Genomic DNA, 21,424 nt, shown 5'->3' with positions numbered 1-21,424 from the left:
CGCAGAGTTGGACGTGGGACCGTGCAGGCCAAACGCCGCGTGCTGAGTGCGGCCACATGGTCGGCCCCATTCAAGCCCGCCAGACTCACGGTTGAATGACATCAGATTCAGAGCGTCAGAGAGAGCGTCAGAGAGTGAGTTCCAGCGCACGTTCAGGACAGGATCGCACGCCTCGTGACGCAGGCAGTTCCTCCCCTTCCGCAACTTCAATGTCACCAGGCAGGATGTAACCGTCATCATCGAGTTTGAAGATGTCAGGCGCTTGCGCCGCGCATCGCGCGTGGCCCTGGCATTTGGGCTTTTGGACGATGATGCGCATGGCACTGCCTCCATTGTTTGTGCCCGGCTCGGGGCGGGCCTAAGACCAGTCCAGGATCAAATTTTCGATCCCGAACACATGGCCGCCAGAAGTTATCGGCGCCGTACCCTGCTTGATCCTGAAAGCCGGGACGCGCGCCAGCCACTCCTCCAGGCCAATGACAATCTCCCGCCGGGCAAGGTGTGAGCCAAGGCAACGGTGGGGACCATAGCCAAACGCTGCGTGGCGGTTGTCCTCCCGCTCTAAATCAATCGTGTTGGGGCATTCGAATTCCGCCGGGTCACGATTGGCAATCATCGTGGCGCAGGAAACATAGTCCCCCTTCCGGATCGGCGCGCCTTCGAAGTCGATATCTTTCGTGGCCACGCGGATCAACTGAATGGGCGGATAGGCCCGCAGCAATTCTTCGGTTGCGAGCGGGATGCGGTCCGGTTCGCTCCGCAGCAATTGCTGATCTTTGAGGTTGCGTGCGAGGTACGCCAAGTCAAAGCCTATAGCTGCTGCGACCGTGTCGAGCCCAGCGACGAAGACAAGCACGCCGATGCCGCGGACTTGGGTGTCCGTCAGCCGGCGGCCCTCGACCTGTGCCTGCACGATAAAGGTCATGAAATCGTCAACCGCCTCGTCGCGGCGCATCGCTGCAAGTTCGTCGATGAATGCCACGATCGTCCGGGCAGCCGCAGGTCGTTCCTTATCGTCGCCGTGGAGCAGATCTTTCCCCCAGCCGACGAATGTATCGAGTCGGTCATCAGGCAACCCCAGAAAGCGAAGGAAGGTGCTCACCGCGAAAGGAAAGGCAAAATCCTTCATCACGTCGCAGCTTGTGCCCGACGCGGCGATCCTTTCGATCAGCTCGACCGCCCGTTCGCGGACAGCCGGTTCCAAAGCCAACACCCGCTTTGGCGAAAGCAGCGGATTGAGCAGTGAGCGAAAGACGCCATGGGCCGGTGGATCGAGCTCAAGCGGGATCGTCGGCCAATTTTCACCCAGTATGGAGGAGAAGATGCTGCGATGGCTGGAAAAAGTCTCTGCGTCCTGCAGCACCCTACGCTGGTCCGCGGCACGGGTGATGACCCAGGTACCACGGCCATCTTGAGTGTTGTAGCGGGAGTAAAAGATCGGAGGCCCGTCATGTACGCAAGCGACAGCTGCGTGTGGATCCCCGTTTGGTGTTGGTGGCATCCCTGGCGATGTAAACAGGCTGAAGTCCCTCACCATTTCGGGCGGGACATGATCTGGAACGGGGTTGGTCGCCATTTTGTTTTCTCTACATTGGCGTTCATGGCTCGATTGAGATTGCACCGCTGTTCATAAAGTCGATTTCCAGCATGAGCACGTCTCTTGTGGGGCGCGTTCGAGATCTGTCGCCCGATCAGCCCACTGCCAGCGCGATGAGATCGGTTGCGAAGTCAATCCGAAGGGCATCTCCGCCGCGCTGCGGTCAGAAGCAAAGCCGCCGCTTATCCCGTTATGGTTGAGAGGCGATCAATCACCGCTGAGCTCCGTGACGCACTGCTGACACCCCGCTGGCCAAATTGTCAAAGCAAGTCGCGTGCCGGATAGGCGTACCCCTGGCCTGCACCAAGCGACGCCAGCCTGAACTGGGCCGCCGCCGCTAAGTTGATGATCACCTGTCCATCATTCTTAGGACAACGTCCGACAACCGACATCCGTGGTCGGTTTTGTCGAGTCCGCGACATCGGCCTGTTCGGCCTGGCTGCTGCTGCACTGCCTTCCGGTGACGAGCGAGAAGATCGCTCGCACGGCCTGGATTGAGCAACGACGCAATCCAGCGCAAGGATCGGGTGCGATCCGACAAGACCCGACGGCGTTTGATCGGAAATATCAACAAGGTCGAGCCGCGCTTCGGTTCGGCGCTGATGGCGTATTTTATCGCTCGCAGGCGCTGCAACGATTTTCGGTCAGACGGCGATGCACTCGTGCGCAGCAGTCCGGCCCGCGACGAGCTTGACTGTATCGATGCGGTCAATTTCCGGCGTGCACACCCAACCGTCCGTATGCGCTTATGAAGGCAAGCCTTTCGGCACATGGACCTAAATTTCCTCGCGAGCCGCTGTCGGAACGTGGTGCCGAGTCCTATAGCGGCCGGTTCAATCCGAGGGCCTGTCGGCACACCCTATACATCCCTGTCGCTCGGACCGGGAATGCGTGGCAGACTCTCGGCCAGAAACCGCCAGTCGCTGCGCTCACGTTCGCCTTCCTTGCGCGTGCCGAAGAACTGGATGATCATCTTGCCGTCGGCGCCATAGGCTTCAATGGACGTGACGTGACCGTCCCTCGTCGGCTTGCGCACGGCCCAGACCTCGCGGATGTGATGGGTCCTCAGATGCAGATGGAAGGTCTCGTCGAGCACATTGATCCGCGGCCCGATCTGCTTGACCGACTTGATCGGGCCGGAATGGATCTGGATGCAACCACGATTGCCGACAAAGCACATGATAGGCATCTCGTCTTCGGCCGCCTGTTGGAACAGGGCGCCAACGGCATCATTGTCGAGCAGCCAAGCGTAATCTTCGTCGGCCATACGCATTGCCTGGCAGCGGCTGAGCTTCAGTGTCTTCAACATATGGTAGAACTGATGCACGTCGCTCAGCCGGCTCCAGTGCTCGCGTAGGTCGTCGGCCGTGGCGGCTTGGTCTGGACTCACTGCGTTATCGCGCGCACCGCCCGCTTCGACCGATATGATCGGCTCCTGGTCGTAGGATACGAGCACTGCCGTCAGATGCTGATAGGCGTGCAGGTTCGAGGCGGGCCTGAGATGTACTTTGTGCATCGCCTCGCCGGCGGCATCAAAGAATTGCAGGCTGCGGCGGATCTCGGCTCCCTCGCGCTTCTCGACGGCGAAGCCATACGCCCACGCTTTCGGGAAGATGCGCAGGTCGATCTCGTCGCCGAGCACCATGGCATGCTGGTTGCCGGTGACCACTTTGTCGTAGACGCCGATCTTTTGGTGCACGGCACTTTCGTTGCGGGTGAGCGCCATCACCTCGCCGACCGCTTCGAGGCCGGTCAGCAGATCATCAACGCGCGGCTCGATGCGCACCGCGCCATGACCACAATGCGCCGCGACCAATTCGGCTTCCGAAATGCCCAATCGAGCTGCGAGATCATGCTCCCGGATTTTCGGATTGTCTTTGCACGCCCGCCGGATTTCGTCCGGCGACGGTTTCTCGCGTTGGTCCATGCTTACCCCTGTTTCTACCGACGTGTGAGGATCATCTGCCCTGCCCGGGAATCTTCAGCCGATAAGGCGCGCCGAAATGCTCGATCCTGATCTGCTGCTGGCCCATGAACAAGGTGTCTGGACAGCGTGCGCACGGCGTCGCACCCGTGCGAAAACCGGCGAGCAGGCACATGCCGATGGCATCTCATCGAGCCGGTCGGCGGCTACTGGGCGGTGGTGAGCGAGTGTGGGTGTTGTCGCAATCGGCCAAGCGGGCATTCGGATGCAACGGGCGGCGCTGCTTTGCCAAGCGAGGCGTATCTGACCCGGTCCTGACATGTTGCTCCCTTGCTTCGCCCCATCCATCGCGAGGGCACCCACGGCATGATTGTGGATCGGCATGCTCTTGCCGCCCCGCCAAACGGAGCCTCAAAAACCGTGCCAATTGCGCCGAAGCAAGCTCAGAAGAAGTTCTGTATTTGGTGATGTGAGTTCAACCAAGAACTCAGGCCCAACATCCCTCGTGGCAGACCCGACAAACCCGACAGTACGTGTCGGTTGGCCGACAGCTTCGCAGCAATGCACTCACAAGAAGCACGGCAGTGTCAGAGATGCCGCGCTGTGTTGAAACGTTTTTTTCGCTTTGGCACGGTGCATGCGACGTGATGCGCAAGCAGATCCCGGACTGAGGAGAATGGAGCCATGATTACGCTCACCGACAACGCTGTTGCCGCCTTCAAGACTGCTCTTTCCCGCGCCAGCGAGCCGGCGGAAGGTTTTCGCATCATGGTCGAGGCCGGCGGCTGCGCCGGCTTCAAATACTTAATGGGCCTGGAGAGCGTGTCGCGCGAGGGCGACGCGATCACTGGCACAAATGGGATCAAGCTGTTCGTGGACGCGGGTTCCCAACCCCATGTCGCCGGCATGACCGTTGACTTCCTCACCGGGCTCGAATCTTCCGGCTTTGTCTTCGATAACCCCAATGCGCGCGAGAAGTGCGGCTGCGGCAAGTCCTTCAGTTAAACGCCCGAAGCGCCTATGCGGCCGTCGGACTCATTTTGCGGCAGAGGAGACTTATATGGACGGCACGACAGATGTCCCCGTCCTAAAGACCAAGGAAAACGGATCTCGGGACCGCCATTCGCTTCCGGTAAGGTGCAAAGAACGCCGCCTCCCGAAACAGCTCGGGTCCTGGTGGCACCCGAGCTGTTGCGGACAATCGCGCCGCTGCGCCAAATTCGGCTCATCGATAACGTCATCGCGTTCGGGCGTCCTTACCTGCGGGCTGACGGCGGCCACTGCGAACATGTCCATCTCGACGGAGATCCGGTCTGCGTCAAACACTCCGGGCGTCTGCGGGGGCTGCCAGTTCAGGCCCATTATCATCAACGGCATGCGCCAGAGGCTCAACGAGTCGGTCCGCGCCGCGTCATTCTGGTCAACTGAGGATCGCACCTATGAAGCCTGTCTACCTCGACAACAACGCAACCACACGGGTCGATCCTGCGGTCGTGCAAGCGATGTTGCCGTTCTTTAGGGATCAATTCGCCAACCCTTCGTCGGCGCACGCTCTTGGCGCCTCAGTCAGTGCGGCGGTGAGAAAGGCGCGGAGGCAATTGCAAGCGCTGATCGGCGCGGAGTTCGAGGATGAGATCACCTTCACCTCGGGTGGGACAGAAAGCGACAATGCAGCGCTTCTTTCAGCGCTCGAGGCGGCGCCCAACCGAACCGAGATCGTGACGTCCGCGGTCGAGCACCCCGCCGTGCTGACGCTCTGCGCGCATCTTGAGAAGACCCGCCGCGTCAAGGTGCACAGGATCCCGGTGGATTGCCGTGGTCGGCTCGACCTCGACGCCTATATGGCCGCCCTCACCCCACAGGTGGCAATCGTATCAATAATGTGGGCGAACAACGAGACTGGTGTGATCTTCCCCGTGGCCAGGCTTTCCGAGTTGGCCAAGGAAGTGGGCGCCCTATTCCATACCGATGCTGTGCAGGCGGTCGGCAAGCTTCCGATGGACCTGAAGTCGACCGCAATCGACATGCTGTCGCTCTCCGGCCACAAGCTGCACGGGCCGAAAGGGATCGGTGCCCTTTTCGTAAAACGCGGCGTCAGTTTCCATTCGCTGATCAAGGGGGGCCACCAAGAACACAACCGGCGTGCTGGCACCGAGAATACGCCCGGCATAGCCGGGCTCGGCACGGCGGCCGAACTCGCCTTGAAATTCATGGACGACGAGACCACACGGGTAAAGTCGCTCCGCGATCGCCTGGAGGGCGGGATCCTCCAGCGCATCCCAGGCACCTGTGTCACTGGTGATCCCCTGCAACGGTTGCCCAACACCGCAAACATCTCCTTCGAACATGTCGACAGTGATGGAATTCCACTTCTCCTCAGCCGCATTGGCATCGCGTGTTCCTCTGGCTCGGCCTGCACCTCCGGCTCTCTGGAACCAAGCCATGTCCTAAGCGCGATGAAAACGCCGCACGCGGCAGTCCGCTTCTCCTTGGCGCGGGACAACAGCGAAGAGGATATCGACCGGGTGCTCGAGGTCATGCCGGCAATCGTGGGGAAGCTGCGCAGCTTTTTCGGTTCTGGGCCGGGTAATCCGGTCTATGCGTGAGCGGCAGAAGAACAGGCTACCGGTCATGACCCGTCATGTCTCTCTCAACGATACGACGTTGCGCGATGGCGAGCAGGCGCCGGGCGTCGCCTTTACCACGACGGAAAAGCTGGAGATCGCTGAGTCTCTTGCGGCGGCCGGCGTGACAGAGATCGAGATCGGCACGCCGGTCATGGGCGTCGACGAGATCGAAACAATTCGCGCCGTGGTCGCGCGGCGTCTTCCGGTTCGGCTCATGGCCTGGTGCCGGATGACGTCGTTGGATCTCGATGCAGCGATCGAGAGCGGGGTCCAAGCGGTCAATTTGTCGCTGCCTGCGTCGGACATCCAACTTGCCGCCAAGCTCGGCCTCGACAAGGCGGGAGCGCTCCAGGTCATCGATGATATGGTCAGGCGCGCCGCCGCCGCCGGCTTCTTCGTCGCGGTGGGGTGCGAGGATGCCTCGCGGGCCAATCGGGATCATCTCGCCCGCGTCATCGAGACGGCCGCACGCGCCGGCGCAAGCCGCGTGAGGCTGGCCGACACAGTCGGTGTTCTCGACCCGTTTTCAACCTTCGAACTTGTCGCCCAGCTGGTGGTGCAGTCTCCAATCGACCTAGAATTTCATGCGCACAACGATCTCGGACTTGCTGGCGCCAACACGCTAGCCGCGATCCGCGCAGGCGCGCGCCATGCCTCCGTCACCGTCCTGGGGCTCGGCGAGCGTGCGGGCAATGCCGCGCTGGAAGAGGTGGCCGCCGCGATGGCGGTCTTCGGCGGCGCAGATACCGGCATCGAGCTGACCGCATTGCCCGGCCTCGCCGCCGAGGTGGCCTGGGCCGCCCGCCGGCAGACCGCGGCCACTAAGCCGGTCGTCGGCGCCGATGTTTTCACCCACGAATCCGGCATTCACGTCGCAGGGCTGCTGAAGGACTCGCGTACTTATCAGGGGCTTGATCCGGCTCTCGTGGGCCGCTGCCGGCGGATCGTCATCGGCAAGCATTCCGGCGCCACTGCGATTGCCCATGTGCTGAGCGAAAGCGGTCGCGATCTCGACCCGGATCTGGCAGCCGCGATGGTAGCCCGCGTTCGGCGCGAGGCGGCCGAGACCAAATCGACGCTCACTGCAACTCAACTGGTCGAGCTCTACGATAAAATGTGCAGCGAGGCGTCCCTCTTCGAGCTGTGCGGGTCCAGGTCAGCCGCGCGCGCGCGCGCAAAGGCCACAGTTTTGCGACCAGGGAGAATGCAATGAGTTGTTCCGCTGACAGCCGCCCCATCGATGTCACAGACATCCTCGCACGACTGAAGCGCCTGTCGGCCGCGGAGGAGTTCTTCTCAGTCCTTGGCGTCTCCTATGACCCCAAGGTGCTGAATGTCTCGCGGCTCCATATAATGAAGCGCGTGGGCCAATACCTTGCCGAAGAAGATTTCTCCGGTCTGCCCGACCAGGTGATTGCCGCGAGGGTGCGCGCGACGCTCGAACGCGCTTACGAGGACTTTGCGATTTCCTCGCCGCTCACGCATCGGGTCTTCAAGGTGCTCAAAGACCACGATCCGAACAGACCTGCCGCGCCGGGTCACACCTTTGTCCCGTTCGACTCGGTACTGAAGCGGTTCGGACGGGAATGAGCGGCGACAAGGGTTGCGACGCGACAATGTCGAGCAGCCGACAAATCCGGTCATCACCACAGCGCCGTCAGAAGCAACCAGCCGAAGTTGTAGGAAGGGGGCAGCGCAAGAGACTTGGCACGAATTATGCGGATCAAGGAGATAACCGCAATGCCCGCACCCGGACAGGAGCCTAGAGAAACCGCCAATGCACATCGTAATCTGCATCAAGCAGGTGCCGGACTCGGCACAGATAAGGGTCCATCCGGTGACGAACACAATCATGCGCCAGGGTGTTCCGACCATCATCAACCCTTACGACCTGTTCGCCCTCGAAGAAGCGCTCAGACTGCGCGATGCCTATGGCGGCGAAGTCACTGTGCTCACCATGGGTCCGCCCATGGCAGAGGACGCGCTGCGCAAGGCGCTCGGCTACGGCGCCGACCGAGCGGTGCTCTTGACCGACCGCTATTTTGCCGGCTCCGACACGCTGGCGACCTCGTTCGCCCTTTCCCAGGCAATCGCGAAGGTCGGCGAGACGTTCGGCACGCCAGACCTCGTCTTCACCGGCAAGCAGACGATCGATGGCGACACCGCCCAGGTCGGGCCCGGCATCGCCAAGCGCCTCGGACTCCTGCAACTGACCTATGTCGCGAAGATCCCCTCTATTGACCTTGCTGCAGGCGAGATCAAGGTCGAGCGCCGCTCCGAAGGCGGCACACAGATGCTGAAGAGCAGGCTGCCTTGTCTCATCACCATGCTAGAAGGCACAAACGAGATCCGCCGGGGCTCGATCCACGACGCCTTGTGCGCCGCGCGCAGCCAGGTCTTGAAATGGAGCGCGGCCGACGCCGGCATTGAGGATCTCACCAAATGCGGCCTGCGCGGCTCACCGACCGTCGTCAAGCGTGTTTTCGCCCCTCCTGCTCGAGCTGAAAAGGCGGCACTAATCGACACCGCCGAGAAGGCCTTGCGCGATGTCGCTGACGAACTCATCACCGCAATCTTCACCCGCCAGCCGGCGCTGGAACATGAGCTCGCCTTTAACGGCGGCGCGTGACGGCAAGGAGCAAAACGATGTCGACCGCGAACCGAGAAACCCCTCGCCCTGCCGCCGGCCGCGCCGGCATAAAGAAGGAGCTGCCCGCCCATTTCAAGGACTACCGGCACGTCTGGGTCTTCATCGAGCTCGAACGCGGCCAGGTCCATCCCGTATCATTCGAACTGCTCGGCGAAGGCCGCAAATTAGCAGACAAGCTTGAGGTCCAGCTTGCAGGCGTCGTGCTCGGACCGCCGGGAGAGGCCGTCGGGAACGCCGTTGCCGAAGCATTCGCTTATGGTGCTGACCTTGTCTACATCGCCGAGGCGCCCCTGCTCGCCGACTATCGGAACGAGCCTTTCACCAAGGCGATGACGGATCTGGTCGATACCCACAAACCCGAAATCCTTCTTCTCGGTGCCACCACACTCGGCAGGGATCTTGCCGGCTCCGTGGCGACGACCTTGCAGACGGGGCTCACGGCCGACTGCACCGAACTCGATGTGGATACCGACAGTTCGCTCGCCGCCACGCGCCCGACTTTCGGCGGTTCCTTGTTGTGCACGATCTATACGCTCAATTTCCGCCCGCAGATGGCGACAGTGCGACCGAGGGTCATGCCCATGCCGCAGCGGACGGATAAACCGGTCGGGCGTGTCATCCGGCACAAGCTCTCGCTTGCCGAGGACGAGATCGCTACCAAAGTCCTCGGCTTCCTGCCGGACAATCAGTCGGCAAAGGCAAACCTTGCCTATGCCGACGTCGTGGTTGCGGGAGGCCTTGGTCTTGGCGCGGCGGAGAACCTGCAGCTTGTGAAGAACCTCGCGCGAGCAATCGGCGCCGAGCATGGCTGTTCGCGCCCGTTGGTCCAGAAGAGCTGGATGCCAGCTGATCGGCAGATCGGCCAGACTGGCAAGACCATCCGGCCGAAGCTTTACATAGCGGCCGGGATTTCCGGCGCCGTCCAGCATCGGGTTGGCGTCGAGGGGGCGGATCTCATCGTGGCCATCAACACCGACCCGAACGCGCCGATTTTCGATTTCGCTCACCTCGGAATCGTCACCGACGCGATCCGCTTCCTGCCCGCACTGACGGAAGCCTTCACCCGGCGGCTGTCGCCCCACAGTCGCGATAAGCTTGCGAGCTAAGGGACGGACATGATCGAGGAAAACTTCGACGCCATTGTTGTTGGGGCAGGCATGTCCGGAAACGCAGCTGCTTACACCATGGCCAGCCATGGCCTAAAGGTGCTGCAGTTGGAGCGCGGTGAATATCCGGGCTCCAAGAATGTCCAAGGTGCCATCATGTACGCGAACATGCTGGAGAAGATCATCCCGGATTTCAGGGACGATGCGCCTCTCGAGCGGCATTTGGTTGAACAGCGGCTTTGGGTGATGGACGACACATCCCATACCGGGATTCACTATCGGTCGGACGACTTCAATGAGGCCAAGCCCAACCGATACACAATCATCCGTGCCCAGTTCGACAAATGGTTTTCGCGTAAGGTGCGTGAGGCCGGCGCGACGGTTCTGTGCGAGACGACCGTGACGGAGCTCATCCGTGACGCCAAGGACAGGGTGGTCGGCGTCCGCACAGATCGGGCCGGCGGAGCCATCTACGCGGACGTGGTCGTTCTCGCAGAAGGTGTCTGCGGACTGCTTGGCACGCGAGCCGGCCTGCGCCAGATGCCGAAGCCACAAGCCGTGGCGCTCGCCGTTAAGGAAATGCATTTCCTGCCCGAAGAGGTCATTGAGCAGCGGTTCGGCGTCAAGGGCGATGAAGGCTGCGTGATCGAGGCGGTGGGCACGACCTCCCGCAGCATGGCCGGGCTCGGCTTCCTCTACACCAACAAGGAGTCGATCTCATTGGGCATTGGCTGTCTCGTCTCCGATTTTGCCGCGATGGTCGAGAGCCCCTACGTTCTCCTTGATGCCTTAAAGAGCCATCCTTCGATCCGGCCGCTGATCGCCGGCTCGGAAGTGAAAGAATATTCCGCACACCTCATTCCCGAAGGCGGCTACAAGGCTATTCCGCAGCTGTTTGGCGATGGTTGGGTCGTGGTCGGCGATGCCGCGCAACTGAACAACGCCATTCACCGCGAGGGTTCGAACCTCGCCATGACCTCCGGCCGCATCGCGGCTGAGGCAATCATCGAGGTCAACAGCCGCAACGCTCCTATGACCAAACGAAATCTCGCTCTTTACAAAGCCATGCTGGACAAGTCCTTCGTGGTCAAGGACCTAAAGAAATACAAAGATATGCCGGCCTTGCTCCACACCAATTCCTGCAATTACTTCACAACTTATCCGCGGTTGATGTCGCAAGCCGCGCAGAACTTCATGCGTGTCGATGGCACGCCGAAGATCGAGAAGGAAAAGGCGACCACGGCGGCCTTCATCAAGGCGCGCTCGCGTTGGGGGCTGGTCAGCGACGCGGTCCGCCTTGCATTGGCGTGGCGCTGAAGGGAGACGAAATGACGATCGCAGTGACAAAGTCACGTGTCGAGGACAAGCTTTACCAGAACCGCTACTTGGTGGATTCCGGCCGTCCGCATATCAAAGTGCGACCGCACGAGAGGCCAAGCGCGAACTTGCTCGCGCTTACCCACGTCTGCCCGGCGAAATGTTATGAGTTGAACGACAAAGGTCAAGTGGAGATCACTGCTGACGGCTGCATGGAGTGCGGCACCTGCCGGATTTTGTGTGAGACCAGTGGCGAGATCGAGTGGAACTATCCACGCGGCGGTTTCGGAGTCCTCTTCAAATTCGGATGACCGACGCACGCACGTATTAAGAGGGTTGATCTTGATACAGTTTAGGTCTCGCCCAACGCCAAGTCTATTTTCTTTGCTTCGATCGTCGCTTTGACGAAGAGAAGCTCGTGAATACTGTGCTTTCAGAATTCAGATAAAAAAGGAGGAGCACTCTGGACGACAACCCCTGAGGTGTTTCCATGACCCACGGACCGCAAGATCGGGTCGACGAGGTTGGACCTCGGGAGACCCGCCCTGAACCGCCCATCAAAAGCATGCCCCAATCAGATATCGCGCTCAGAGGACTCTACGAGATATCGAAGGTGCTGACCGCCCCCAGCGAGCTGGAGATTACGCTCGCCAATGTCGTGAACGTCCTGCCTTCATTTCTGCAGATGCGTCACGGAGCAATCGTCGTCCTGGACGCTGAAGGAGAGCTGGAGATTGCCGCGACTGCCGGCAATACCCACGTACGTCAATCAGGCACTCGCCGCGTCATACCACAGGCCGTAACAGATCAAATCGTCGCTACGGGGACGCCGCTCTTCATACCGGACGTGCGCAAGTCCCAACTATTTCAGGCTGACCTTCAAACGTCTTCGAGCATCGGAACCATCCCAATTGCCTTTATCGGTATCCCGCTAAAGGCTGATCATGATATCCTTGGGACATTGTCGATCGACCGCGCCGGAGACGGCGCCACCGACTTTCGCGACGACGAGGACATTTATTTCCTGACGATGGTCGCCAACCTTGTCGGCCGGACCATCCGCCTCCATCGCGCCCTGAGTACAGATCGTCAGCGGTGTGGCCATGAGCAATCGGGACCGGAGAAATCGCCCAACGAGGGGAGGACCTACGACCCTGCCCGGCATGCGGATGCCAAAATCGACGGGATCATCGGGGAAAGCCCCGCACTCAAGCAGGTGCTCGAAACCGTCTCGGTCGTAGCAGGGACCAATTCCACCGTGCTTCTGCGGGGTGAAAGCGGCACCGGCAAGGAATTCTTTGCGCAGGCCATCCATAAGCTCTCACGTCGGAGGAAGAAGTCTTTCGTCAAATTGAACTGCGCCGCACTGTCTGAAAGCGTTCTGGAGTCAGAACTGTTTGGGCATGAACAGGGCGCTTTCACGGGTGCTATCTCCCAGCGCGCCGGTCGTTTTGAATTGGCAAATGAGGGAACGCTGCTACTTGATGAAATCGGCGAGATTTCGCCGGCCTTTCAAGCCAAGCTGTTGCGTGTCTTGCAGGAAGGCGAGTTGGAGCGAGTCGGCGGCACCAAAACGCTACAGGTCGACGTGCGCCTCATATGCGCCACCAACAAGGACCTGGAGACGGCCGTCATAAAAGGGGAGTTCAGGGCCGACCTTTATTACCGCATCAATGTCGTGCCAATTATCCTGCCTCCGCTCAGAGAGCGAACCGGCGATATTCCACGCCTTGCGAACGCCTTCCTCAACCGGTTCAACAAGGAGAACGATCGCGCACTAGCCTTCGCGGCGGCGGCGCTTGACCTGATCTCGCAATGTTACTTCCCTGGTAACGTCCGCGAGCTGGAGAACTGCGTCAAAAGGACGGCCACACTTGCGCGCTCAAGGATGATCACTCCATCCGATTTCGCCTGTAAGAAGGGCCAGTGCCTTTCCTGGCTCCTCTGGAAGCGAGCCGACCGCTCGAATGGCGGCAATGCCATCGACGATCTCGCACGGGTCAACGCAGCGCCGGTCGGATTGCGGCTGCCGGCCAGTTGCATCGGTGCCTCCGCAGGCAAGATATCTCCCTTTACGGCAGGCGATCCGAACGATCCCACTTGTCCCCCGCGTCTGGCGGAACGCGACCGGGTGATCGACGCGATGGACAAGGCCGGTTGGGTTCAGGCCAGGGCGGCTCGTATCCTCGGGCTCACGCCGCGGCAAGTCGGCTACGCCCTGCGCCGGCATGGTATCGTGGTGAAGAAATTCTAGACGTCGTGATGACGTCAACCGTAAGCAGCCCGGAGTGGTCTCGTTCACACTTTGCGCGCCCAAGGCTGGTAGCCTCGCGACCCTATTTGCGTGTCCACTGTCGTAAGCCCGACAAAGGTGTGTCGGAGCAATCCGAAGGAATCTGACACGACAAGCCTATTCGTGAACCGAAACAGCTCTTTGAGCTGGCATAGCTCTTGCGCTTTGAACTGCGACATCACGCAGCAACGGAGCCGTTCATGTCTGCACCGGCAATTTCGCTTGAGAGCCTCAGCACGACATTCGGTGACCAGTTGCTTGGCACCATGAAACCCGGTGGCTGCGCGTCATCCTGCGGCTCGTCGACAAAGCCCGACGACACGGATCCGGCTGTCTGGGAGAAGATCAAGGATCACCCCTGCTTTTCAGAAGAGGCGCATCACTATTTCGCGCGCATGCACGTCGCGGTCGCGCCGGGCTGCAACATCCAGTGCAACTACTGCAATCGCAAATATGACTGCGCCAACGAAAGCCGGCCTGGGGTGGCCTCTGAAAAGCTGACACCCGACCAGGCGCTACGCAAGGTGATCGCGGTCGCCAGCGAGGTGCCGCAGCTTTCCGTGCTCGGCATCGCCGGACCGGGCGATGCCTGTTACGACTGGAAGAAGACGAAGGCGACCTTCGCCAGGGTCGCCAGGGAAATCCCAGACATCAAGTTTTGCATCTCCACGAATGGGCTCGCGCTACCGGACCATGTCGATGAGCTTGCCGACATGAATGTCGATCACGTGACGATCACCGTCAACATGGTCGACCCTGAGGTCGGTACAAAGATCTATCCTTGGATCTTTTACGACCATCGCCGCTACGTCGGCCTCGAAGCCGCCCGGATGCTGCACGAGCGGCAGATGTTGGGCCTGGAGATGCTGACCGCGCGCGGCATCCTCACCAAAATCAATTCGGTGATGATTCCTGGCGTGAACGATGAGCATCTGATCGAGGTGAATAGATGGGTCAAGGAGCGAGGCGCGTTCCTGCACAACCTCATGCCGCTGATTTCGGACCCGGCGCACGGCACGCACTACGGACTGAGCGGGCAGCGCGGCCCAAACGCAATGGAGCTGAAGGCTCTTCAGGATCGTCTCGAAGGCGGCGCCCAGTTGATGCGCCACTGCCGGCAGTGCCGGGCAGATGCCGTCGGCATGCTCGGCGAGGATCGTGGCCAGGAATTCACGGCCGACCGGATTCCCGGCGAGGTCACCTACGATGCCAGCAAGCGTAACGCCTATCGGGAGCTGGTCGCGCAGGAGCGCCGTGATCACGTGGCGGCCAGAAGTGAAGCGATCGGATTGGTCAAGGCAGCGAGGCCCGGCAAATCCGTCCTCTTCGCGGTGGCGACCAAGGGCGGCGGCCGCGTCAACGAACATTTCGGCCATGCGAAGGAATTCCAGGTTTACGAAGCCTCGCCGAGAGGGATCAGCTTTGTCGGGCATCGCAAGGTGGAGAAGTATTGCCTCGGCGGCTTGGGCAAGGAAGCCGCCCTCGATGGCATCATCGCAGCCCTTCAAGGCATAGATATCGTGCTGTGCGCCAAGATTGGAACTTGCCCGCAGGATCAGCTCGCGGACGCTGGAATCAGAGCCACCGACGCTTGCGCCCATGACTATATCGAGACGGCAATCAGCGCGATTTACACCGCCGCTTCAGGGGCCCCCTCACTCGCGGCGACGGCCTGAGCTGTCTCATCCATTCGGACCAGGAGTTAAAATGGCTTTCAAGATCATCGCATCCCAATGCACCCAATGCGGCGCCTGCGAATTCGAATGTCCTTCCGGCGCGATCAAGTTCAAAGGCGAGAGCTACGTGATCGAGTCACAGAAGTGCACCGAATGCGAGGGGGTCTTCGATGCGCAGCAATGTGCCTCGGTATGTCCGGTGCCGAAGACCTGCGTTCCTGCGTGACCACATGGCTGCCGACATGGTTGGGGCTGCCTACGCAGGACGCCTGGAACGCACAACCTGCAGCCGCAAGAGAAATCAGGGAACGGATATGTCGCTCGGACGCGAAGAGGAGATCGAAATCCGCACGCCGCCACGCTTCATGCCGGGAGAGCGGGTACGTGCTACTCGCCACATAAAGAATGACGGCACCTATCCTGGCAGGGAGATCGGCGAAAATCTCGTGCGGAAGGGCGACGAGGGATATGTGCGCGACATCGGCACCTTTCTCCAGCAGTTCTTCATCTATGCGGTCGAGTGGATCGACCGTGGCACCGTCGTCGGCATGCGAGCGCGTGAACTGATGAGCCTCGACAAAGCCGAGGCGTCCTACAGTGCTGAAAGCAATTCCAATGAAGGGACGGCCAGATGAAAGTCATGATCCGCAGGACCGATGCTGGCTTGTCGGCGTATGTCCCCAAAAAAGACCTCGAAGAGCCGATCATCAAGCTCGAGAAGGAAGAGTTGTGGGGCGGAACGGTCACGCTCAGGAACGGGTGGCGGCTCCTCCTACCCGATCTTCCACGGGATACGCGTCTGCCGATCACTGTCGAGGCAAGGAAGGTTTCCGAAGAGGACTGATGCTGCTCCTAGGTGCGTCGCGAGGAAACGAGCATGAACACGATCCTGACATCGGACCACCTCGTCATAGTGCGGGACAGTTTTGCCGATAAGCTGCTTGACCTGGCGAAGGAAGCGCTCGCCGCCGATGAGGTGATCCCTTATCTCGGTCCGGGTCTTCTTGGGTTCAACTGTGCGGAACCGCCTGTGCCGCATACTCCGGAGGTCGTTGCCGCGGCACTCAATGCACGGGCGCCCGCCCCTTCCAGGATCCGCACCAATATGTGGTCGGTTGCGCAGTTCATCGAACAGCGCCGGCATCGCCGGACGCTTCAAGCTTGGATGACGGAGATATTCGCAGCGCCGGTGAGGCCAACCCTCCTCCACGCCTGGCTCGCAAGGCTGCCGCTCTCCCTCATCATCGACAGCTGGTATGACAGCGCGATGCGCACGGCTCTCGTGGAGACCGGCCGAACGGACGTCGTTGAGATACAAGGCGTCACGCGCGCGAACGAGATCGGCAACATTTGGACAAAAACCTACGATTTGTCCGGGAGGGAGCTCGACGCTCAATCGGGGGCAAAGACGGTCCTCTATGCACCTCACGGGAGTAGTAGGCCCTCGCAAAACTTTCTCGTCGCAGATTCCGACTATGTCGAAGTCCTGACCGAAATTGATATCCAGACACCTATCCCTGACGTGGTGAAGGAACGGCGCATCACCCGTGGATTTTTCTTCGTTGGCTGCCGCTTCAACGATCAAATGCTGCGCACCTACGCCAGACAGATCATGAAGCGCTCCCGCGGTCCCTATTGCACCGTAATGGACGCGGAAACCCTGACCAGAAACGAAGCGCGTTTCCTTGCGGCAAGCGGAATCACGGTGATCGACATGCCACTTAGTCAAGCGGCGGCTCGGCTTCTGGGAACGGGCAAGGCTGCAGGTTGTGGACAGGATTAAAATGGCGGTCGCCTTTGATGATGCGTCCTTCGGCTTTCCTCGAAGGCGCAAAATGCAGTCGGGAATACACCCGTGAACAGTGATGCTGTCGGCAGCGCAACGGACGCTCTCAATTCGTTGACCCATGTTGAAGCGGCGCGCTGGGGCCGGGATTTGAGTACGCTGTTGCGCATAACGCGTATGAATTTTCGGCATCCCTGGCAGGTCGCCTTCGCTATGGGCTCGACGATCATGGCGGCAATCCTCCAGTTGCTCATTCCCCAGCTTCTCGGCCGGGCTGTCGACCAGGCCCAGACAGCCATCGGGGGCGGTGTCGCCGGGAGCGCGGCAGGACAAGCGCTCTGGACCCCGGCTCTCCTGCTGCTCGCCGTCAGCGCGCTACGCGGCCTTTTCACGATGGCGCAGAACTATTTTGCCGAAGCCGTCGGGCATCATGTCGCGTACGAACTGCGGCTCGCCTACTACGACAAGATCCAGCGTCTCAGCTTTTCCTTTCACGATCGGGTCCATTCAGGCGATCTGATCACCATAGGAATGCTCGATCTCCAAGGCGTGCGGATGTATTTTTCCACCGCGCTCGTTCGCGTGGTCCTGCTCACCATGCTGATCGGGATCGGCGCTTACATGATGATCTCGATCGATCTCATGCTCGGCCTGGTCGCGCTGAGCTTCGTGCCTTTTGTCGCCTGGCGCTCATCGACCACACAGCTTAGGCTGCGCGCCACCTGGCTCGACCTCTATGAGCGCCTTTCGGTACTAAGCCGCGTGATGAAGGAAAATCTCGCAGGCATCCGCGTGGTCCGCGCTTTTGCGGCTCAATCCTATGAGATGCTGAAGTTCGACCGCGCTTCCAAGACCGCGCTCGGCCTCGCCAACGATCTCGTTGACATCTACGTACCCAGCACGTCGGCGATGACCTTGTCCTTCTTTTTCGCAATGGGATTGGTGCTTTGGATCGGTGGCAACAAGCTCATCGCTGGCGAGATCAGCGTCGGAACGATGGCGACCTTCCTGACCTTCATGACCATCCTGCAAATGCCAGTCCGCCAGATTGGCCTCATGGTCAATGCCTTTGCCCGCGCTTCCAGCTGCGGTTCGCGGCTTTTCGGTCTCCTCGATCAGGAGATCACGATCAGGGATGCTCTTGAGGCCAGACCGCTTGAGATAAGCGACGGCACTCTGCGCTTCCACAATGTCTCATTTGCGTACCCCAATGTCGAAAACCGCGCCATTCTGAAGAACCTCAGCTTTGAGGCCCGGAGAGGCGAGACGATCGCGATCGTCGGTCCGCAGGGTTCCGGCAAATCGACGATGGCTCATCTGATCCCCCGCTTTTACGACGTGACCGGTGGCGCCATCACGTTGGACGGCCAGGACATACGCAATGTCACCCTCGAGAGCCTTCGCAAGGCGGTTGCCGTTGTACAGCAGGATGCGTTCCTGTTCACCACCACGATTGAGAACAACATCGCTTATGGCGACCCCTGGGCGAAGAGACAGCGAATTGAACGCGCTGGCGAATTCGCCCAGCTCCACGACTACATCCTCGGGCTCCCAGCAGGGTATGAGACGGTCGTGGGCGAACGCGGCGTCTCTCTCTCTGGCGGCCAGCGCCAGCGTCTCACGATTGCTCGCACCATGATGCTGCGCCCCTCTGTCGTCGTTTTCGACGACTCGATGGCCGCGATCGATGCCGGCACCGAGCAGCGCATTCGCGCGGCGACGCGGCGCTTCGCCAAGGATCGGGTGACGATCATCATCGCGCACCGGCTGAGTGCGCTTCTGCATGCCGATCAGATCCTTTTTGTCGATAACGGCGAAATCGTAGAACGCGGCACGCATGAAGAGCTTCTGGCGAAGCGGGGACGCTACAGGGCCCTTTACGATCTCCAGACGCGCCCAGGTGATAGCATATGACCCAGTATGGGGGCGCCCGCTGATGGACCAGGGCCCCGGCGAACTCGAAGCCGAACGTGACGACGGCAGACGCCCTCCGCGCGCGGTCGTCGGCTCGCACCGGATCGAGGAGGAGATGTTCGGCCGGGCTTTCGACAAGAGCATCCTCCGCCGGATCTGGGGCTTCGTCCATCCCTATCGGGCAAAGGTAGTTGTCACGATTGTCGCGATGTTGATCTTCACCGGGACGCAGCTTCTCATCCCCTTGATCATCCGCTACGCGATCGACCAGGGCATGAACCCGGTAGCGAGCGATCGCTCAGCCCAGCTTGCGGCCGTCGGCGCGTTCCTTTCGGCGATTTTGGTCAATTTCGCCGCCGGTTACATGCAGGAAACCTTGGATGGGAAAATTGCCGAAACTGTCCTGTTCGACATCCGCCGCGCCATGTTTGGCCATCTGCAAAAGGTTTCGCTCTCGTTCATGGACAAGACTGAGGTCGGACGTCTGATGTCGCGCCTGCAAGGCGACGTTAACTCCATACAGGAGTTCCTGGAAACCTCGGTATATTCCCTAGGCGATGTTGCGCTTCTCTTCGGCATCGTTTTCGTAATGCTGTGGCTCGACTTTCGCCTCGGCCTCCTGACGCTGTCGGTTCTGCCGATCCTGGTGATCGTCCGCATTGTCTGGCTGCCGCGTGCCCGCGACGCCTTCATGGCTGCACACGAAACCAATTCAGTCGTCAATGGCGCGCTGGCCGAAGCCATTCACGGCGTGCGGACCATACAGTCGATGGATCGCCAGCAGGTGAATTTCATTCTTTTCGACGACCGGGCCCGTGCCAACCTCAGGACCCAACTGATCGCTGCCAGATATGCACTGGTCATGGTGCCTATCGTCGATGGCCTCACGGGCCTCGCCTTGGCCGCCGTTATTGTGGTCGGCGGCTCGATGGTCGTGAATAGCCGTATAGATGTGGGCGTGTTGGTAGCCTACCTGTTTTACATCCAGCGCTTCTTTGACCCGATCCGCTCACTCACCTTGCAATATTCGATCATGCAGCGCGCCATGGCCTCAGGCAAGCGCCTGACCGATGTGCTCGATGTCAAGATCGATGTTCAGGACAAACCCAATGCCGAGGTACTTTCGCCCGAAATGGACGGCTCGGTCGAGTTTAGGGACGTCACATTCGGCTACGATCCGAACCGTTCGGTTCTGAAAAATGTCTCCTTCAGGGTCAACCCCGGCGAGACGGTCGCACTGGTCGGACCGAGCGGTTCTGGCAAATCGAGTGCGATGGCCCTGGTCCACCGCTTCTATGATGTTCAGCAGGGTCAGGTGCTGGTCGGCGGGCATGATGTGCGCGACCTCACCCAAGAATCGCTCGGCCGCCAGGTCGCCATGGTGCTGCAGGAGCCATTCCTGTTCACCGGGACGGTCTTCGAGAACATTCGATACCAGAAGACGGAAGCCACGCGCGACAAGGTGATCGAGGCGGCGAAGGCGGTCGGCGCACATGACTTCGTCATGAGCCTCGCCGACGGGTATGAGACCCAACTTGGCGAACGCGGCGACAACTTATCTCTCGGCCAGCGCCAGCTTATCAGTTTCGCCCGCGCCCTCGTCGCTGACGCCAAGATCCTCGTGCTCGACGAAGCTACCGCCAACATCGACAGCTACACGGAATTGCAGATTCAGAAGGCTCTGATCAAGCTGCTTGAAGGGCGGACTGGCCTCGTCATCGCCCACCGTCTCGCCACGATCCGGGGGGCCGACCGCATCATCGTGCTTCAGAATGGCCAAGTTGTTGCGACTGGCAACCACGATGAGCTAATAGCCATGGGCGGCCTGTATTCCAAACTCTACTATCTCAACTATGCCTCCTTCGACGACATCCCCGAACACGAGACCACCGTGCAAGCTGGCTCCCAGACCTGACTTTTTGGCGGCCTTGTGGTAGTGGCGTTGACTTTCGGGCGTGTCGGCGGATCACTCAGGCACCGCAGACGGCCAGAAGGCAGCATTCAAGGACAAGCACTCCTCGCAGTTCGTGAAGACCGGCTGCGAACGATTTACTCCAGCATCGTATCCCGACCGCGGTGCACCCCATCATCGGGCGAGCTCGCTCCCGGTGGTGGCTGGGCGTAGCAAAGCCGCTCGCGAGCGCGCCCTCAACAGCGCCGAAGCGAGTGGCGGCTTTGCTACCGCCGGGCCGCTGATGAAGCTGGAGGCGCCGCACCGACGCCGCCCCGGGCGAGAAGAACCTCTGCGGCGGGCTATGGGCAACGGCTAGCGCGAGCGCGACGAGCAGACGCGTGCCTGCATCGTGACGCGCTCGGCCATCATCTCCTTAGGATCATGCAGGTTCACAAGATGGCCCAGACGCCAGCCAACGCACAAACCTGGTATTCTGTGCCGCCGGCTCGTCGTCAGTTTGGCCTCCCTCCCGATTGCCCGTCCCCACCACGTGCACGCTAGAGCGATTCCTATTTTGAGAGAATCGTAGGATTCCCAAAGCCGGATGTTTGTGATTCAAGATGCTGGCTGGATTGGAGGC

The 21,424-nt window shown here is 60.4% G+C and carries 19 protein-coding genes and 1 pseudogene; 17 read left to right on the top strand and 3 right to left on the bottom strand.

From position 1 onward, the window contains the following. Positions 1-127 precede the first annotated feature (127 nt). Both NKI21_RS26395 and NKI21_RS26390 read right to left on the bottom strand, forming a co-directional pair. The gene (locus NKI21_RS26395; RefSeq protein ID WP_502896777.1) at positions 128-319 is read right to left on the bottom strand and encodes a ferredoxin; all 192 of its coding nucleotides are present in this window, start codon (positions 317-319) and stop codon (positions 128-130) included. A 39-nt stretch (positions 320-358) separates the two neighbouring features. Further along, entirely contained in the window at positions 359-1,576 is a 1,218-nt protein-coding gene (locus NKI21_RS26390) for a cytochrome P450 (protein WP_352868105.1), read from the bottom strand. A gap of 460 nt (positions 1,577-2,036) precedes the next feature. Here NKI21_RS26390 and NKI21_RS26385 point away from each other — a divergent pair. Next, positions 2,037-2,377, top strand: a pseudogene (locus NKI21_RS26385) (hypothetical protein). Between the two features lie 79 nt (positions 2,378-2,456). Here NKI21_RS26385 and NKI21_RS26380 read toward each other — a convergent pair. After that, a complete protein-coding gene (locus NKI21_RS26380) occupies positions 2,457-3,524 on the bottom strand; it encodes a hemin-degrading factor (RefSeq protein ID WP_352868101.1) in 1,068 nt (355 codons plus the stop codon). Between the two features lie 681 nt (positions 3,525-4,205). Here NKI21_RS26380 and NKI21_RS26375 point away from each other — a divergent pair. From NKI21_RS26375 to NKI21_RS26300, 16 genes are all read left to right on the top strand, one after another. Further along, positions 4,206-4,526, top strand: coding sequence for a HesB/IscA family protein (locus NKI21_RS26375; protein ID WP_023766895.1), 321 nt, complete (start codon positions 4,206-4,208; stop codon positions 4,524-4,526). A 434-nt stretch (positions 4,527-4,960) separates the two neighbouring features. Then, complete coding sequence (gene nifS / locus NKI21_RS26370) at positions 4,961-6,127, top strand: cysteine desulfurase NifS (RefSeq protein WP_352868098.1); 1,167 nt, start codon at positions 4,961-4,963, stop codon at positions 6,125-6,127. 25 nt (positions 6,128-6,152) lie between these two features. Beyond that, positions 6,153-7,361 (top strand): homocitrate synthase, encoded by a 1,209-nt coding sequence (nifV, locus tag NKI21_RS26365; protein WP_352868095.1) that lies wholly within the window; start codon positions 6,153-6,155, stop codon positions 7,359-7,361. Further along, the gene (gene nifW, locus NKI21_RS26360) at positions 7,358-7,738 is read left to right on the top strand and encodes a nitrogenase stabilizing/protective protein NifW (protein ID WP_352752777.1); all 381 of its coding nucleotides are present in this window, start codon (positions 7,358-7,360) and stop codon (positions 7,736-7,738) included. The genes nifV and nifW overlap by 4 nt, the downstream gene beginning before the upstream one ends. A gap of 187 nt (positions 7,739-7,925) precedes the next feature. Continuing rightward, positions 7,926-8,777 (top strand): electron transfer flavoprotein subunit beta/FixA family protein, encoded by an 852-nt coding sequence (locus NKI21_RS26355; RefSeq protein WP_023795975.1) that lies wholly within the window; start codon positions 7,926-7,928, stop codon positions 8,775-8,777. Positions 8,778-8,794: 17 nt separating this feature from the next. Then, complete coding sequence (locus NKI21_RS26350) at positions 8,795-9,904, top strand: electron transfer flavoprotein subunit alpha/FixB family protein (protein ID WP_023760372.1); 1,110 nt, start codon at positions 8,795-8,797, stop codon at positions 9,902-9,904. A gap of 9 nt (positions 9,905-9,913) precedes the next feature. After that, positions 9,914-11,221 (top strand): FAD-binding protein, encoded by a 1,308-nt coding sequence (locus tag NKI21_RS26345; protein WP_352798753.1) that lies wholly within the window; start codon positions 9,914-9,916, stop codon positions 11,219-11,221. An 11-nt stretch (positions 11,222-11,232) separates the two neighbouring features. Then, a complete protein-coding gene (locus NKI21_RS26340; protein WP_023678245.1) occupies positions 11,233-11,532 on the top strand; it encodes a ferredoxin family protein in 300 nt (99 codons plus the stop codon). A 179-nt stretch (positions 11,533-11,711) separates the two neighbouring features. Next, positions 11,712-13,475, top strand: a complete 1,764-nt coding sequence (gene nifA / locus NKI21_RS26335) for a nif-specific transcriptional activator NifA (RefSeq protein ID WP_502896776.1) — start codon at positions 11,712-11,714, stop codon at positions 13,473-13,475. A 239-nt stretch (positions 13,476-13,714) separates the two neighbouring features. After that, on the top strand, positions 13,715-15,190 hold the full coding sequence (gene nifB, locus NKI21_RS26330; protein ID WP_352868092.1) for a nitrogenase cofactor biosynthesis protein NifB: 1,476 nt from the start codon (positions 13,715-13,717) through the stop codon (positions 15,188-15,190). Positions 15,191-15,221: 31 nt separating this feature from the next. Next, positions 15,222-15,416: a 4Fe-4S dicluster domain-containing protein gene (locus NKI21_RS26325; RefSeq protein ID WP_023672218.1), complete on the top strand. Its 195-nt coding sequence runs from the start codon at positions 15,222-15,224 to the stop codon at positions 15,414-15,416. A gap of 88 nt (positions 15,417-15,504) precedes the next feature. Further along, positions 15,505-15,825, top strand: a complete 321-nt coding sequence (locus NKI21_RS26320; protein ID WP_352868090.1) for a nitrogen fixation protein NifZ — start codon at positions 15,505-15,507, stop codon at positions 15,823-15,825. After that, positions 15,822-16,034 carry a putative nitrogen fixation protein NifT gene (gene nifT, locus NKI21_RS26315; protein WP_023678250.1) on the top strand — a complete coding sequence of 71 codons (213 nt, stop codon included), beginning with the start codon at positions 15,822-15,824 and terminating at the stop codon, positions 16,032-16,034. The genes NKI21_RS26320 and nifT overlap by 4 nt, the downstream gene beginning before the upstream one ends. A gap of 33 nt (positions 16,035-16,067) precedes the next feature. Then, positions 16,068-16,973, top strand: coding sequence for an SIR2 family NAD-dependent protein deacylase (locus NKI21_RS26310; RefSeq protein WP_352868088.1), 906 nt, complete (start codon positions 16,068-16,070; stop codon positions 16,971-16,973). A 72-nt stretch (positions 16,974-17,045) separates the two neighbouring features. Beyond that, on the top strand, positions 17,046-18,890 hold the full coding sequence (locus NKI21_RS26305) for an ABC transporter ATP-binding protein (RefSeq protein WP_352868086.1): 1,845 nt from the start codon (positions 17,046-17,048) through the stop codon (positions 18,888-18,890). Positions 18,891-18,912: 22 nt separating this feature from the next. Continuing rightward, complete coding sequence (locus tag NKI21_RS26300) at positions 18,913-20,805, top strand: ABC transporter ATP-binding protein (RefSeq protein ID WP_352868084.1); 1,893 nt, start codon at positions 18,913-18,915, stop codon at positions 20,803-20,805. The last annotated feature ends 619 nt before the right edge of the window (positions 20,806-21,424 follow it).

The sequence above is a fragment of the Mesorhizobium sp. M0715 genome (assembly GCF_040320355.1).
Lineage (GTDB): Bacteria > Pseudomonadota > Alphaproteobacteria > Rhizobiales > Rhizobiaceae > Mesorhizobium.
The sequence above is the reverse complement of the archived record's forward strand: the minus strand, read 5'-3'. Positions and strand labels throughout refer to the sequence as shown.

Excerpts from the sequence above, each read along its gene's own strand:
- NKI21_RS26395 (WP_502896777.1), bottom strand. The coding sequence starts at position 319 with ATGCGCATCATCGTCCAAAAGCCCAAATGCCAGGGCCACGCGCGATGC.
- NKI21_RS26390 (WP_352868105.1), bottom strand. The coding sequence starts at position 1,576 with ATGGCGACCAACCCCGTTCCAGATCATGTCCCGCCCGAAATGGTGAGG.
- NKI21_RS26380 (WP_352868101.1), bottom strand. The coding sequence starts at position 3,524 with ATGGACCAACGCGAGAAACCGTCGCCGGACGAAATCCGGCGGGCGTGC.
- NKI21_RS26375 (WP_023766895.1), top strand. The coding sequence starts at position 4,206 with ATGATTACGCTCACCGACAACGCTGTTGCCGCCTTCAAGACTGCTCTT.
- nifS (WP_352868098.1), top strand. The coding sequence starts at position 4,961 with ATGAAGCCTGTCTACCTCGACAACAACGCAACCACACGGGTCGATCCT.
- nifV (WP_352868095.1), top strand. The coding sequence starts at position 6,153 with ATGACCCGTCATGTCTCTCTCAACGATACGACGTTGCGCGATGGCGAG.
- nifW (WP_352752777.1), top strand. The coding sequence starts at position 7,358 with ATGAGTTGTTCCGCTGACAGCCGCCCCATCGATGTCACAGACATCCTC.
- NKI21_RS26355 (WP_023795975.1), top strand. The coding sequence starts at position 7,926 with ATGCACATCGTAATCTGCATCAAGCAGGTGCCGGACTCGGCACAGATA.
- NKI21_RS26350 (WP_023760372.1), top strand. The coding sequence starts at position 8,795 with ATGTCGACCGCGAACCGAGAAACCCCTCGCCCTGCCGCCGGCCGCGCC.
- NKI21_RS26345 (WP_352798753.1), top strand. The coding sequence starts at position 9,914 with ATGATCGAGGAAAACTTCGACGCCATTGTTGTTGGGGCAGGCATGTCC.
- NKI21_RS26340 (WP_023678245.1), top strand. The coding sequence starts at position 11,233 with ATGACGATCGCAGTGACAAAGTCACGTGTCGAGGACAAGCTTTACCAG.
- nifA (WP_502896776.1), top strand. The coding sequence starts at position 11,712 with ATGACCCACGGACCGCAAGATCGGGTCGACGAGGTTGGACCTCGGGAG.
- nifB (WP_352868092.1), top strand. The coding sequence starts at position 13,715 with ATGTCTGCACCGGCAATTTCGCTTGAGAGCCTCAGCACGACATTCGGT.
- NKI21_RS26325 (WP_023672218.1), top strand. The coding sequence starts at position 15,222 with ATGGCTTTCAAGATCATCGCATCCCAATGCACCCAATGCGGCGCCTGC.
- NKI21_RS26320 (WP_352868090.1), top strand. The coding sequence starts at position 15,505 with ATGTCGCTCGGACGCGAAGAGGAGATCGAAATCCGCACGCCGCCACGC.
- nifT (WP_023678250.1), top strand. The coding sequence starts at position 15,822 with ATGAAAGTCATGATCCGCAGGACCGATGCTGGCTTGTCGGCGTATGTC.
- NKI21_RS26310 (WP_352868088.1), top strand. The coding sequence starts at position 16,068 with ATGAACACGATCCTGACATCGGACCACCTCGTCATAGTGCGGGACAGT.
- NKI21_RS26300 (WP_352868084.1), top strand. The coding sequence starts at position 18,913 with ATGGACCAGGGCCCCGGCGAACTCGAAGCCGAACGTGACGACGGCAGA.